The 13,715-nt window shown below is 44.0% G+C and carries 11 protein-coding genes; 7 read left to right on the forward strand and 4 right to left on the reverse strand.

Going from position 1 to position 13,715, the window contains the following annotated elements; translation table 11 throughout:
- Positions 1–70 precede the first annotated feature (70 nt).
- The 3 genes from hemC to hemA form a co-directional block, all read right to left on the reverse strand.
- A complete protein-coding gene (gene hemC, locus KXD93_RS29795) occupies positions 71–1,666 on the reverse strand; it encodes a hydroxymethylbilane synthase (protein ID WP_258141210.1) in 1,596 nt (531 codons plus the stop codon).
- Between the two features lie 93 nt (positions 1,667–1,759).
- Positions 1,760–2,593, reverse strand: coding sequence for a hypothetical protein (locus KXD93_RS29800; protein ID WP_258141211.1), 834 nt, complete (start codon positions 2,591–2,593; stop codon positions 1,760–1,762).
- Positions 2,594–2,891: 298 nt separating this feature from the next.
- Positions 2,892–4,118 (reverse strand): glutamyl-tRNA reductase, encoded by a 1,227-nt coding sequence (gene hemA, locus KXD93_RS29805; protein ID WP_258141212.1) that lies wholly within the window; start codon positions 4,116–4,118, stop codon positions 2,892–2,894.
- 151 nt (positions 4,119–4,269) lie between these two features.
- On the opposite strand from hemA, the gene KXD93_RS29810 reads away from it, so the two are divergent.
- The 4 genes from KXD93_RS29810 to KXD93_RS29825 all read left to right on the forward strand — a co-directional run bounded on the left by KXD93_RS29810 (position 4,270) and on the right by KXD93_RS29825 (position 7,841).
- Positions 4,270–4,662, forward strand: coding sequence for a DoxX family protein (locus tag KXD93_RS29810; RefSeq protein WP_258141213.1), 393 nt, complete (start codon positions 4,270–4,272; stop codon positions 4,660–4,662).
- Between the two features lie 98 nt (positions 4,663–4,760).
- A complete protein-coding gene (locus KXD93_RS29815; RefSeq protein ID WP_258141214.1) occupies positions 4,761–5,864 on the forward strand; it encodes an energy transducer TonB in 1,104 nt (367 codons plus the stop codon).
- Positions 5,861–6,691, forward strand: a complete 831-nt coding sequence (locus tag KXD93_RS29820) for an alpha/beta hydrolase family protein (RefSeq protein WP_258141215.1) — start codon at positions 5,861–5,863, stop codon at positions 6,689–6,691. Before KXD93_RS29815 ends, KXD93_RS29820 begins: the two co-directional genes overlap by 4 nt.
- Positions 6,692–6,848: 157 nt before the next feature.
- Positions 6,849–7,841 (forward strand): MBL fold metallo-hydrolase, encoded by a 993-nt coding sequence (locus tag KXD93_RS29825; protein ID WP_258141216.1) that lies wholly within the window; start codon positions 6,849–6,851, stop codon positions 7,839–7,841.
- A 13-nt stretch (positions 7,842–7,854) separates the two neighbouring features.
- Here KXD93_RS29825 and KXD93_RS29830 read toward each other — a convergent pair whose 3' ends face one another.
- The gene (locus KXD93_RS29830) at positions 7,855–8,775 is read right to left on the reverse strand and encodes a DUF6263 family protein (RefSeq protein WP_258141217.1); all 921 of its coding nucleotides are present in this window, start codon (positions 8,773–8,775) and stop codon (positions 7,855–7,857) included.
- Positions 8,776–9,437: 662 nt separating this feature from the next.
- Here KXD93_RS29830 and ilvD point away from each other — a divergent pair.
- From ilvD to ilvN, 3 genes are all read left to right on the forward strand, one after another.
- Positions 9,438–11,138: a dihydroxy-acid dehydratase gene (gene ilvD / locus KXD93_RS29835; protein ID WP_258141218.1), complete on the forward strand. Its 1,701-nt coding sequence runs from the start codon at positions 9,438–9,440 to the stop codon at positions 11,136–11,138.
- A gap of 147 nt (positions 11,139–11,285) precedes the next feature.
- Positions 11,286–13,022, forward strand: coding sequence for a biosynthetic-type acetolactate synthase large subunit (gene ilvB, locus KXD93_RS29840; protein WP_258141219.1), 1,737 nt, complete (start codon positions 11,286–11,288; stop codon positions 13,020–13,022).
- A gap of 88 nt (positions 13,023–13,110) precedes the next feature.
- Positions 13,111–13,713: an acetolactate synthase small subunit gene (gene ilvN / locus KXD93_RS29845; RefSeq protein WP_258141220.1), complete on the forward strand. Its 603-nt coding sequence runs from the start codon at positions 13,111–13,113 to the stop codon at positions 13,711–13,713.
- Positions 13,714–13,715: the final 2 nt, after the last annotated feature.

A 13,715-nucleotide genomic window follows, 5' to 3' on the forward strand; every position in this document is an offset into this window, starting at 1 on the left:
TCATAGCCGAATGTTGGTAGCAGGTAGTTCTTTTTCTATGAACTATGAACCATCAACTATGAACTCCCCCTCAACATCGGTGGCTTAAACAAATTGTACCAAACACTGCTTCTGCCAGCCCGGTTTCGTCGGGCGAGTAGGGCAGGGTATATTTTACGCCCATTTCATCCAGCTTCCTGCCGGTTGACAGGCCTATTGCTATAACCTTTTGATCAGGGTCGAGCAGGTTATCTACAAAATAAGCCTCTACGTTCGATGGACTGGTAAACACTATGATCTCCGCACCTGTTTGCTGTACATCGTCTTCCAGTATGGTTTCATAAACTGTAAGGTCGATGATCTTTGTATCCGGCGATAAGGCCTGCTGAATGCTGCGCATTGAATTTTCGGCAGAGGGGAACACTACGGTTTGGCCTTTTGCCAGTTCTGCAAACTCCGCTGCCACTTCGGCCGAATCGATACCATCGCCGGTGTAGTCAACAAAGAAGCCTTTACGGCGCAGCATATCTTCCGATCCGCTTCCCATTACGCCAAACTTTACTTTTTTAGGCAACAAGGGATCAAGCTGGAAGAAATATTCAACTGCATTTTTACTGCTGAAGAAGATCCAGTCTACATTTTTCAAGATGTAATTATCGAGCTTGGTTATTACAGCTACCGTGCGGATAAGCGAACGCGCCTCCACCTCAATATCGTGTTTCTCCAAAGCCTTGCGGAAATAGCTATTTGCCGATAGCTCCCTTGAGATAAATACCTTCATTGGGAACTTACGGTCGGGGCTAAAAAACAAGGCCACTTTTTGAGCAAGGCCCTCGGTAGTTGGTGCTGTTAAAAATAAGCGGTCGGGGAATTCGTCGCCCTCATCGGCTTTGGAAGTGAATACCTGGTAAACGCCATCTTCCTTGCGGCAATAACAGCCCAGGGGCAAATGGCAGCCTCCGCCAAATAATTTCAACAGGGTACGTTCAACAGACAGTTCCTCCGCAACGTTTGGATGGTGTAGTGCCTGTAAGGCGTCAAACAGTTCCTTATCATTTTCCCTTATCTGGATAGCCAGAGCGCCCTGCGCGGGTGCAGGCACCAGTTCGGTTGGGGTTAATTCTTCTACGTGAAATTCGCTCAGATCCAAACCAAGGCGGGTAACTCCGGCCTTTGCCAGCATAATGGCATCATAGTTTTCACTGCGTAATTTGCCTACACGGGTGGGGACATTGCCTCTCAGATCCTGGATCTCCAGGTCGGGGCGGTAGGCCAGTAACTGTGCCTTGCGCCGATTGGATGAAGTGCCAACAATACCGCCATATTTAACCGACAGCTTTTGGTGAACATCAACACAGTCTTTCAATATCAACAGCAGTTCCGAAGGGTCTTCCCGTTCGGAAACTGCTGCTATAATTAGTCCCGGTGGATTTTCTGTAGGAAGATCCTTGTGCGAATGCACAGCAAGATCTATAGTGCCTGCCAATAACTCCTCTTCCAGCTCTTTGGTGAAAAAGCCTTTGCCTTCCAGCTTATCAAAGCTGAGGTTCAGGATGCGGTCGCCCTGCGTTTTGATGATCTTTAATTCAACATCAATGTTAAGTGCAGCAAGGCTATCTTTTACAAAGTGTGCCTGCCAAAGCGCCAGTTCACTGCCGCGGGTTCCTATAATTAGTTTTCTGTCCAAAGGGCTCAATTATTAGCAATGGCAAATTTAACTTTTTAAAGGGATGTTTGAAGGAATAATTAATAGTATGAAAATGAGGTGACGGTGGGATGGTTAATTCAAATTGTGTTTTGATTCCCACCGTCCCCGATATACCCGCATTAGCTTTTCCAAATCATTCTTATTGGTGTCCAGATTATCAATCAATAACCTTTCGCTGCCTCCGGGATAATCATAGGTGAGATAATAATTTGAATTCTTACCAGTGCTTTCCCACTTTACTTCCTCATTAGCTAGCCGATTCCAGGAATAAAACGAGGTGGAACTGGTTTGGATCCCTTTATCGTTTAACATTATTTGCGGCTTTTTGTTGGTGTATATCCTATAGTCAATATATAAAAAAGTCAAAGCTGCCAGGCAAAGTACAGCACCTCCTATTTTAGTCTCCGTAGCAATGATAAAATAGATTCCCAATCCAAGACAGCCAGATAACAGGATCATCTCCGGAAGACTTTTCTTTTTAGAATAATAAACTCTTGTTTCTACGGGTATTGAATAATCATCAGCAAAAACATCCTTAACGTTGAATTTAAGTTGGATCAGATTCAGTTTTTCTTTATCGGCAGTTGTTCTTATCTCTGTTTTTTCAAAGATGCTTCCATCCTTCCAAATCAGTTTTTCTTTAATAGCCCGTTGTTTCAATTCATGTACGTTCCTAACGTTCTCAAACGCCCAGATCCGCCATCTGGTGATCATAAAACTCCAGTAAACCCATGTAATTATAAAGCCGGTTAAAAAGCCTACAGCAATAGTCCATCCTGGCAACTCCAGATATACCATTAAAAAAAAGCTGGCGATAACTGTAAGCAATTGTATAGCAGCAATGGGATAGTTTATTGTTTTTTTGCCCCTGGCAAGCGCTTCGTCTACTGTTACTGTTTCGTACATTTTGTGATAAGATATCAGCTAATTTATTAAAATTTATAAAAGAACATAAATTGTCTGAACCTTGATTCACTTGATTAAGGGATTAAGGGATTTGGGGATGCTTATCAGGTTAGGTTGATTCCTGCTTCAATCATGATTATCCTTAAATCCTACAAATCATGGTTCAAAAACGCGTTAAGGATGGAAGTGGATACCGGCCCGTGATTAAGGCCTGCAGGCGTATGAACGGACAGCCCGGGCCGCAGGCAACGCCATAATTTGTAATTGACGGATATTAGAAAAGGAGTAAATTCAGCTCTTAATTATTATTGATCAATATATCCTTCGCCATGATCATGGGTACGCTGATATATTTCTTCTCCATATAATTGATCACCTTTTCAAGTATTTCGCGGCTTTGCTGGTCCATGCCTTGTACTTCGTCGGCAAAAACGGTGTTAATGGCCATATTGCGGATCTCCTTTATTTTTTCAGGAACCTGGCGCATGGCAAGCTCTATACGGCGTTGTTTAAGCTCAACCATAAACTCCTCAATGTTTTGATTAATAATCGCCTCGGCCTGGGTAAGCTCTTCGTAGCGTTCCTGCAGGTTTTTTTTGGCGACTTCATTCAATGAATGCACCTCGATAAAATTTACCGGGTATTGGGTAAGCACATCCGGATGTGTATCATTAGGAACAGCCAGGTCGACAATGGTTTTTCGGGTGGTGTCGCCATTTAATAAACCTGCGTAGATCTCAGGGGTAATAATTGGCTCCGTTGCCGATGTACAGGTAATAATGGCATCAAAGCCCTTATTATAAGTTTTTAATGCTTCCAGGTTAAATGCTTCGCCGCCAAGATCGGCAGCCAGCTGGGTTGCGTTTGCAACAGTGCGGTTAAAAACGGCAAAGTTGGAGAACTTATGTTTTTGAAGATATTTTGAAATATTGCGGTTGGTTTCGCCGGCGCCGATGATCAGGATACGGGCGTTGGTGCAAAGCTTTAAGTCGCGTAGCTTGCGGTAAGCTAATGACACAACCGAAATAGGATTTTTTGAAATATTGGTATTGGTGTAAACCTCCTTGGCGGTTTTAACTATGCAGTTCATGAACATGCGCAGTCCGTCGCCGGTAAGGCCTGCTTCCCTGCAGTTTTCGTAAGCTTTGCGTAATTGCGAAAGGATCTCCTTTTCGCCAACTATCAAACTTTCTAATGAGCAGGAGGTCCGCAGCAAATGCTCCAGTGCTTCGCGGTCTTCATAAATTAAAGCTGAATCTAAAAAGGTACCGGTGGACACAGGACAAAGGCCCATATCAATGGCATCCATAAACTGGGTGGCGAATGCCTTATCAACAGCATGGGATGTAAGCATAACAAACTCAACCCGGTTACAGGTGGCAAGGTAAAAGATCTCGTTAATGCCGAATTGTGTTTTTACCCTATGCAGCTTATCTGTTAGATTCTCCTGGCAAATCACCAATTTTCCCAACTCCTTCAGCTCAATCTGTTTATGCGTAAAAGCGATTACCTTTAGATACTTCAAAGCTATTTTAAAATTTGACCCGACAAAAATAACAGGATTAATAAGATGCAGTGTCAACCCTTTGTCATACAGGTGTATTTAGAATGTTTATAAATAACGGGTGTATTTTTAACAATTAAATCGATTTTACCTATAAAAACGTACATAAATCATGAAATTATTAAAAAAAGTGAGCCTCGTCATTTTAGTTATTGGCTATTTGATAGCGGGCGCCAACCATTTCCGTGCACCGGAGAGTTACTTCCGCATCATTCCGGCATATATTCCGCTGCCAAAACTTATGAATTTATTAGCTGGTTTTTTTGAAATATTATTTGGTTTGATGATGATATTTAAAACAACCAGATTTTGGGCCGCCTGGGGTATTATTTTAATGCTGATTGCCTTTGTTCCGGTACATATCGATATGGTTTTGCACGCGCCGTTTCAGCTGGGAAGTTTGTATGTAACACCGCTAATTGCATGGATCAGGCTGGTGGTTTTGCAGCCTTTGCTGATATTGTGGGCGTGGTGGTATGCGAACAAGGCAACGGCGGGTATTTAACAAGTGACCGTTAAAGTTTACCGGAGTTTTTAAGCTATAATTGTGAAAGCATTTGTAACAGGCCATTAAGGGAAGATTCCTCTTTAATTACCGGGAATATGATAAAAGCTGGATTGATTCTATTTATTTCAATAACATTTGCCCCGCAATTTTTAATTGCGCAATACACTATTTCGTTAAATAGGTCCAATGTCGTTCATTACAAACATTCTTACCTTATAAATATACCTGATAATCCGCATGTAGAAAGATTGTATATAAATGACCAGGAAGGATTAATTCCTGCAGACGCTTACCATCATCCGTGGCATCAGGAATACCCATATAAATTAGATAGAATATTTATATCGAAACCGGCGTCGGGATACCGCCCGTTTACAAGGAGAAAATCGGCTCATAGTTATAATTTTGACGAGTATAAAATATATATCAATGCCAATATGTTCAGCGGGATTGATTCATTAAGTGGGATTGACGATAGCTTGTTAACTTATAAACCCTTTCCGAAAACACGCCCCGAAATAAATGAAAAATCTGAGTTGATTTACTATTTTGAATTCTCCGGCTCTCCTTGCTGCTATATAGATAATAGGCATTACCATAAAATTCCAATAACAGATTTTATAAAAACGTTCGAGGCAATGCACCATGTGAAAATTGGCAAATGGTACCATTATACATACGGAGATGAGGGAGAAACAACTTTATACTTTACACTGTCAGGGTTAACTCCAAAACAAAAAATCCAATTTATAGACGAACGACATGTTTCATTGATGCCTGACGAAGACAAAGTCGACCCAATTAATTTCATGGGTATATATCGGCCGGTACGTATTGCGTTAACCTCATTAGTACCGCCCTATTACGATGTGGAAAAAAGAAAAAAGGCTGACGAGATGAAAATTTATACCTCTGTTGAAACACCACCGGAATTTCCTGACGGGATTGAACAATTTAAAGCTCAATTTAAATGCATTACCGTAAGCCAGGGTGAACCGGAACTGGTTGTGGTGTCATTTGTTGTTGAAAAAGACGGTTCTTTAGCTGATATTAGGTTGGTGCGCGGTGGTGACGACGGTATTAAAGCTCAAATAGTTGATATCATAAAAGGCAGTAAAAAATGGAAGCCCGGCATTCAGGGGGGGCGAATCGTAAGAGTGAACTGGGCAGTTGCTATCAAACTTGGAAAAAAATTATGATCAAAAAACAAAACTTCAACATTCCCGGCGCTAAGGGCCGTGGTATGCTGATGGACCTAACCTATAGAACATCCCTTAAAAATGCGCCGCTGGTTATTTTCGCCCATGGCTTTAAGGGATTTAAGGACTGGGGTGCGCATAACCTGGTTGCCAATTACTTCGCCGAGCATGGCTTCCGTTTTTTAAAGTTCAACTTTTCGCATAACGGCACAACGGCTGATCACCCTACTGACTTTGCAGACCTGATTGCTTTTGCCGATAACACTTTTTCTATCGAGTTAGAGGATCTGAAGGCGGTTATTGATTTCGCCTGCGGCGGATCGGGAATTGCGGCGGCAAGCGGTGTTTATTTAATGGGGCACAGCATGGGTGGCGGCATCAGCATTATAAAAGCCGTTGAAGACGGCCGTGTTAAAAAGCTGATCACCATGTCGTCTATATCCGGTTTCCGGAACTTGTGGCCAAAGGATATTGAGGAGCAATGGCGTTTAACGGGTATCACTTACATGCCAAATAAACGAACCGGGCAAATGATGCCCTTAAAGGTTGCCCTGCTTGATGATCTTGACAAAAATCCCGCCCGCCTTGATATACTGGCACACGCCGCCAACGTAAAACAGCCCTGGCTAATTGTGCATGGCGACGAGGACACCTCCGTTCCATTGGCACATGCCGAAGAACTGAAAGCGGCACAGCCCCATGCCACATTCTCAGTAATAAAGGGCGGCGACCATGTTTTAGGTGCGACACACCCCTTTGTTGAACCGGCCCTGCCTGCGGCCTTGCTCCGGTTTTGTGAGCAGAGTGTAACCTTTTTAAAGAAATAACACAAAAATCCGGAATCCGCTTTAAACTTGGCTTCGTTTGTTAAACTTAAACGGGTTGTATTTGTTATGCAGCTAAGCTGAATGTAACAATTCAGCATCAACAATATCTCACTAAAAAGGCATATAGTATATTAGTGCTGTAATTTGATAGTTATTTATGAGTTTATCAGGGGCGAAGAAAAAGGGGAGGAAGTTTTTAAACCCAATACCTACCGACGAGGCTGGATTTGGTAAAATGATCCCCATACTAAAGGAATATTATAATAATAAGGCCGAAAACACCCCCAAACAGCAATTAGGTCCGTTTATAACCGACGTTTCAGTTTTTGATGCCCCGCCTGAAACCGGTTTAAGGATCACGCTGATAGGGCATTCAAGTTTGTTAATTGAGATTGACGGCAAGCGCATCCTTACCGACCCGGTGTGGAGCGAACGGGTATCATTTAGCTCATTTATGGGCCCGAAGCGCTTTTTTGAACCGCCAATAGCGCTGGAGGACCTGCCGCCGCTGGATGCCATCATCCTCTCGCATGATCATTACGATCACCTGGATAAAAAGACCATTAAATTTTTTGTGGATAAGCAGATCCAGTTTGTGTGTTCGCTTGGTGTTGGGCAGCACATTGAGGACTGGGGCATCGAAAGAAATTATATCAACGAGCTCGACTGGGGCGACAGCATCATGATAGGCCACGATATTAATATTACCGCCACGCCATCGCGCCATTTTAGCGGACGCGGGCTTACCGGTCGTAACGAAACCCTTTGGTCGTCGTTTGTGATAAAGGGGCCGCAGCATAATATATTTTTCGGGGCTGATTCAGGCTGGTTTCCCGGCTTTAAGGAGATCGGTGATACCTTTGGTCCGTTTGATTTAACCATGCTTGAAATTGGCGCATACGGCCAGTATTGGGCCGACATCCACATGGGGCCTGACAATGCGTCCAATGCGCACATCGCCCTAAACGGAAAACTGATGATGCCCATCCATTGGGGAACCTTTAACCTTGCACCACATGCCTGGTACGAGCCGATCACCAAGCTGTTAAAATATGCCAAAGAAAAGAAGATCGACCTTTTTGTACCCGAGCCCGGTAAACCAACAGAAGTAAAGCCTTTTGTTTCGGGTTGGTGGGAAAAGTATTTGTAGGGGAATAAACAACTCACTTGCCTGTCACCGTGAAATCTCCTATTATTGACATAGGGAACACCAGGCCGCCGGGTGTCTTTTCTGAGTCTTTAATATCGGCAGTGCCTTTAATGGTTTTGCTTGTTTTGGCTTCGTTGATCCAGCAAGTGTTTTTGTCAATTTTAATATCAGCTACAACTCCACCTGTTATGTTAGTATAACGCATCATCAATCCGTTTATAGGCTTATAGTCCGTATTGCTTTCTGAAATAACGGTGGCGTCGCCATGAATAATGTAAACGTTATTTGCGATAGATTTAAGGGTATAAGTAGTTTTCGTAGTAGCAGACATTACTGATTCAATTGAGCTGTAGGCAGTCCATTGGTCACCAACACCAGCGGCTTTATAAGGGAACATGGCAAATGCATCCTGGAAATTACCTTTTATTGATTTTTCGCTGAACGACTGCTGCATCTGTGTCTTAAATTGCGCTAACTGTGCTTCAGTAATCTGCGGCATATTATCTGCCATGTGCGCATATACATTTTCAAAGCCACTGAGGGAAATTACTTTACCATGTTTACTTATTACCATTGAAAACGGTCTGTTTAAAATATTAGCCAATAATTTCGACGGTACATTGTCGCCCGTTTTGCCGTTGGAACTCATGTCGATAGTTCTGCCTCCAACACTCATATGGATACTCATATCGGTGTAAGACACCTGCAATTCGTAAAGCGAGTCTTTAACGGCAGTAACTTTGTGGGCTACTTTGCAGGAAACAATCATATCTATGGTTTGCTTTTGGCCCGGGATGTCCTGGATAACTGAAAGGGTAGCTTCAGTAATTAAATAATAGGTACTATCGGTTTTAAGATTCAGCGCTAAATTAACTTTTTGAGCAAAGCCGGTAATACTCAATAAAAGGAGTAATAAGGTAAGGGTTTTTTTCACGTGTTATATTGTTACGCAGGTAAAGATGCAGAAAGTTTGTATCCGGGCAAAATAAAAGCGGGACAAGATGCAGCTAAACCCAACCCCTCACCACCGCGTCATTGCGAGGCTGGTTGCTTGAAACCTGCTTCGAAGCAATCTCTACGCCATCCATGCACGGATGCAAAAAGTGATGTGGTAACCGGTAAGGCGGCTGTAAGTTTCCCATCAGCATAAAGTTTCATTGATTGTCCTTTGTAGAGGTTGCTTCGTTCCTCGCAATGACGCGCGAAGAGAGGCTCATTCGCACATCAAAAACACGAAGTTTCTTGAGCGCATTAACAATTAACAACACATCAAAAATTCGCACATTCGCACATCAAAACCCCAATTTCAGGCAGAAATCAGCCCTCTTGCTATGCATGCATAAAAAACGTACCGAATACCGTTTTGAACTTTGGTCTATTTTGTTAAATATTTTATATCTTTACATGTTTATTAAGCAATCTTTTGTATTGATATAATCGTATAAAGCCAAATTAAATACTAATTGAAAGTTTTTACTGAATCGCTTGCTATTCCTTGGGGCTATATCTACCTTACAAATATCAAATTGCAATACCAGGGCAAACCTTAACAGTAATAAAAATTTTAGTACCAAAAACCGGCAACGGGAATAACGGATGAGCACAAAAACTGAAACGACCGAGCTAAATAAATACAGCAAAACCTTTACCCAGGATGAAACCCAGCCTGCGGCAAAAGCCATGCTTTACGGCATAGGCCTTACTGACGACGACATGCAAAAACCGCAGGTCGGCGTGGCAAGTATGGGTTATGACGGCAACACCTGCAACATGCACCTTAACGATTTAGCCAAGCTGGTTAAACAAGGCATCTGGAGCGAGGATATGGTGGGCCTGATATTCCATACAATTGGCGTGAGCGATGGCATGAGCAACGGTACCGAAGGGATGCGTTATTCGCTGGTTAGTCGTGACATTATTGCCGACTCTATTGAGGCGGTTGTTGGTGCACAATATTATGATGGGGTTATTACCCTGCCGGGCTGTGATAAAAACATGCCAGGTTCTGTTATGGCGATGGCGCGTTTAAACCGCCCGTCGATAATGGTTTACGGAGGTACCATTAAACCCGGCCATTGGAAGGGCGAGGACCTGAACATTGTATCGGCATTTGAGGCTTTGGGTAAAAAGATAGCCGGCCAGATTGACGATATCGATTTTATGGGCGTGATAAAAAATGCCTGTCCAAGTGCGGGCGCTTGCGGCGGCATCTACACAGCAAACACCATGGCAGCGGCTATCGAGGCTTTGGGCATGAGCTTGCCTTACTCGTCATCAAACCCTGCATTAAGCGATGAAAAGAAAGCAGAGTGCTTAGCGGCCGGTAAAGCCATTAAGATCCTGTTAGAAAAAGATATTAAACCAAGTGACATCATGACCGCCGAAGCATTTGAAAATGCGATAGTGGTTATCATGGTGTTAGGCGGATCGACCAACGCGGTGTTGCACTTAATTGCGATGGCAAAAGCTATTGGCGTTAAATTAACACAAGACGATTTCCAGGCGGTGAGTAACCGCATTCCTGTTTTGGCCGATATGAAGCCAAGCGGTAAATACATGATGGAAGACCTGCACAAGGTTGGCGGCGTTCCGGCTGTAATGAAATACTGCCTGGCACAAGGTTGGCTGCATGGCGATTGCCTTACTGTTACCGGCAAAACCATCGCCGAGAATTTGGCTGATGTACCGGAGATCAACTTTGATACACAAAAAATTATACTGCCGGTTGAAAACCCTATCAAAGCGACCGGGCACTTACAGATCCTATACGGAAACCTTGCCGAAGGCGGCAGCGTTGCCAAGATCACAGGTAAAGAAGGCACCAGCTTTGAAGGCCCTGCAAGGGTATTCGACGGCGAGTTTGAGCTGATCCACGGGATCCAGACTGGTCTGGTTAAAAAGGGAGATGTGGTGGTGATCCGTAACGTGGGGCCTAAAGGCGCACCTGGCATGCCGGAAATGCTGAAGCCTACTTCGGCCATCTTTGGCGCAGGCTTAGGAAGTTCGGTAGCATTAATTACTGATGGCAGGTTCTCGGGCGGAACACATGGCTTCGTCGTCGGTCACATCACGCCGGAAGCTTATGACGGCGGGGGTATTGCCTTTGTGAAGGATGAGGACAGGATATTTATTGATGCCATAAACCGCACCATTAATGTAATGATAAGCAAGGAAGAGTTTGCAGCCCGTAAGGCAGCCTGGGTACAACCGGCGCTAAAGGTTAGCAAAGGGCTTTTATATAGGTACGCAAAAACCGTTAGCACCGCCGCAGATGGCTGTGTTACGGATGAGATGTAGTCTGAATCAGAATTTTCAGAATTAAAGAATGAACAGAATTCTGAAAATTTTAAAATTCAGTAAATTCTGATTCAGACAAAAATTAACAGAATGCAATCGGTGAAATCACTAAAAAATCAGTGAAATCGTCATCAAAAATAAAAGAATATGGAAGTTGCACAGGAAACATTAACCGCACCGGCTGCTAAGGAGGCAGTTGAATTATCAGGATCGCAGGCCTTGTTGGATGCTTTGATCATTGAGGGTGTGGATACTATTTTTGGCTATCCGGGTGGCGCAATTATGCCCATTTATGATGCTTTGTACGATTATAAGGAAAAATTAAATCACATATTGGTTCGCCACGAGCAAGGCGGCATTCACGCTGGTCAGGGTTATGCCCGCACATCAGGCAAGGTGGGTGTGGTGTTTGCTACCAGCGGTCCGGGTGCTACCAACCTGGTTACAGGTTTGGCTGATGCACAGATAGACAGCACGCCTTTGGTATGTATCACCGGCCAGGTGTTTGCACACCTTTTAGGTACCGATGCTTTCCAGGAAACGGATGTGATCAATATTACTACCCCGGTTACCAAATGGAATTACCAGGTAACAGATGCTACCGAGATCCCCGAGGTTATTGCCAAGGCGTTCTACATCGCCAAAAGCGGCAGACCGGGCCCGGTGCTTATCGACATTACAAAAAATGCACAGATCCAGAAGTTCGATTATAAAGGTTATACCAAATGCGATCATATCCGCAGCTACAGGCCAAAACCAATTGTTAGGCCGCAATATATTAAAGAGGCTGCCGAACTGATCAACTCAGCCAAAAAGCCCTTCATTATTTGGGGACAGGGTGTAATATTGGGCAGTGCAGAGCAGGAGTTTAAGGCTTTTGTTGAGAAAAGCGGCATCCCATCTGCATGGACGATATTAGGCGCAGGCGCTATCCCTACAGATCACCCGCTAAACGTGGGAATGCTGGGCATGCACGGTAACTACGGCCCGAATGTACTAACCAATGAGTGTGATGTATTGATTGCCATAGGCATGCGCTTTGACGACCGTGTAACCGGCCGCCTTGATAAATACGCAAAACAGGCAAAGGTGGTCCATTTGGATATCGACCCTGCCGAGATAGATAAGAACGTAAAATCAACTGTACCCGTTTGGGGCGATTGTAAGGAAACCCTGCCATTGCTTACCGCTTTGGTGGAAGGAAAAGAGCACACTGAATGGGTTAAATTGTTCAACGAGTACACCCAAAAGGAATACGATGCGGTAATTCATGCTGAGCTTAACCCAACATCACCAGAAATGACGATGGGCGAAGTGATCAAACAGCTTAACGAACTTACCAAAGGTGATGCCGTTATAGTTACCGACGTTGGCCAGCACCAGATGGTGGCCTGCCGTTATGCCAATCTTAACAAAACCCGCAGCAACGTTACCAGCGGCGGCTTAGGTACCATGGGCTTTGCCCTGCCTGCTGCCATAGGGGCCAAGTTTGGTGCGCAGGAGCGTGATGTAATTGCCATTATTGGCGATGGTGGTTTCCAGATGACCTTACAGGAACTGGGCACCATTATGCAAACCGGCATTGATGTAAAGATCATCATCCTGAATAATAAATTCCTGGGCATGGTTCGCCAGTGGCAGGAGCTGTTTAATGAGCGCAGGTATTCGTTTGTGGATATCCAGAGCCCTGATTTTGTTGCCGTGGCAGCTGCTTATGGCATAAAGGGCAAAATGATTGACGACCGCAAGGACCTGCAATCAGCCTTAAAGGAAATGATGGAGAACAAAGGCTCGTTCCTGTTGGAAGTAATGGTTACCAAAGAGAACAACGTGTTCCCGATGGTACCGCAGGGATGCAGTGTTGCCGAGATCAGGCTTAAATAGAAAGCCCCCGGCCCCATAAAGGGGGAGAATTGTAGAGACGCAATACTTTGTGTCTTTTTCAGAAAAGGGATTTAAAAGAAGATTAAAAATGGAAGACCAAATAGAAAAGCAGGAATTTAACATCACGGTTTATACAGAAAACCAGATTGGTTTGTTGAACCGGATAGCTATAATATTTACCCGCCGCAAAATAAATATCGACAGTTTGAATACTTCTCCATCAGAAATTGAGAGCATTCATCGTTTTAATATAGTGATCACAGAGTCGGAAGACGTGGTGCGCAAATTGACCCGCCAGATTGAAAAACAAGTGGAGGTATTAAAGGTGTACTATCATACCAACGACGACGTGATCTGGCAGGAAATGGCACTGTACAAAGTGTCAACCGATGTAATTGCCGAGCGGGTAAGCGTTGAACGTTTGCTGCGTGAGAATGGCGCACGTGTGGTAACATTAAGGAAAGATTACACGGTGTTTGAAACCACAGGTCACCGCGAGGAAACAGACAACCTGATCAGCATTTTGCAGCCTTACGGATTGATAGAGTTTGTACGCAGTGCACGTGTAGCAATTATAAAAGACAGTGAGGGCTTCAACAGCAAGCTACGCGACTTTGAAAGGCTTGAACCGGGTGAGGAAGTGATAGAGAATGAGTATTTGAATAAAGGGGAGAAAGTATTTACCATGTAAGC

This window comes from Mucilaginibacter phenanthrenivorans (genome assembly GCF_024721155.1).
Classification (GTDB): domain Bacteria; phylum Bacteroidota; class Bacteroidia; order Sphingobacteriales; family Sphingobacteriaceae; genus Mucilaginibacter; species Mucilaginibacter phenanthrenivorans.

What these genes read in the sequence shown, in the direction of transcription:
- KXD93_RS29800 (WP_258141211.1), bottom strand. Translation starts at nt 2,593, where the DNA reads ATGTACGAAACAGTAACAGTAGACGAAGCGCTTGCCAGGGGCAAAAAA.
- KXD93_RS29815 (WP_258141214.1), top strand. Translation starts at nt 4,761, where the DNA reads ATGATAAAAGCTGGATTGATTCTATTTATTTCAATAACATTTGCCCCG.
- ilvB (WP_258141219.1), top strand. Translation starts at nt 11,286, where the DNA reads ATGGAAGTTGCACAGGAAACATTAACCGCACCGGCTGCTAAGGAGGCA.
- KXD93_RS29825 (WP_258141216.1), top strand. Translation starts at nt 6,849, where the DNA reads ATGAGTTTATCAGGGGCGAAGAAAAAGGGGAGGAAGTTTTTAAACCCA.
- KXD93_RS29810 (WP_258141213.1), top strand. Translation starts at nt 4,270, where the DNA reads ATGAAATTATTAAAAAAAGTGAGCCTCGTCATTTTAGTTATTGGCTAT.
- ilvD (WP_258141218.1), top strand. Translation starts at nt 9,438, where the DNA reads ATGAGCACAAAAACTGAAACGACCGAGCTAAATAAATACAGCAAAACC.
- ilvN (WP_258141220.1), top strand. Translation starts at nt 13,111, where the DNA reads ATGGAAGACCAAATAGAAAAGCAGGAATTTAACATCACGGTTTATACA.
- KXD93_RS29820 (WP_258141215.1), top strand. Translation starts at nt 5,861, where the DNA reads ATGATCAAAAAACAAAACTTCAACATTCCCGGCGCTAAGGGCCGTGGT.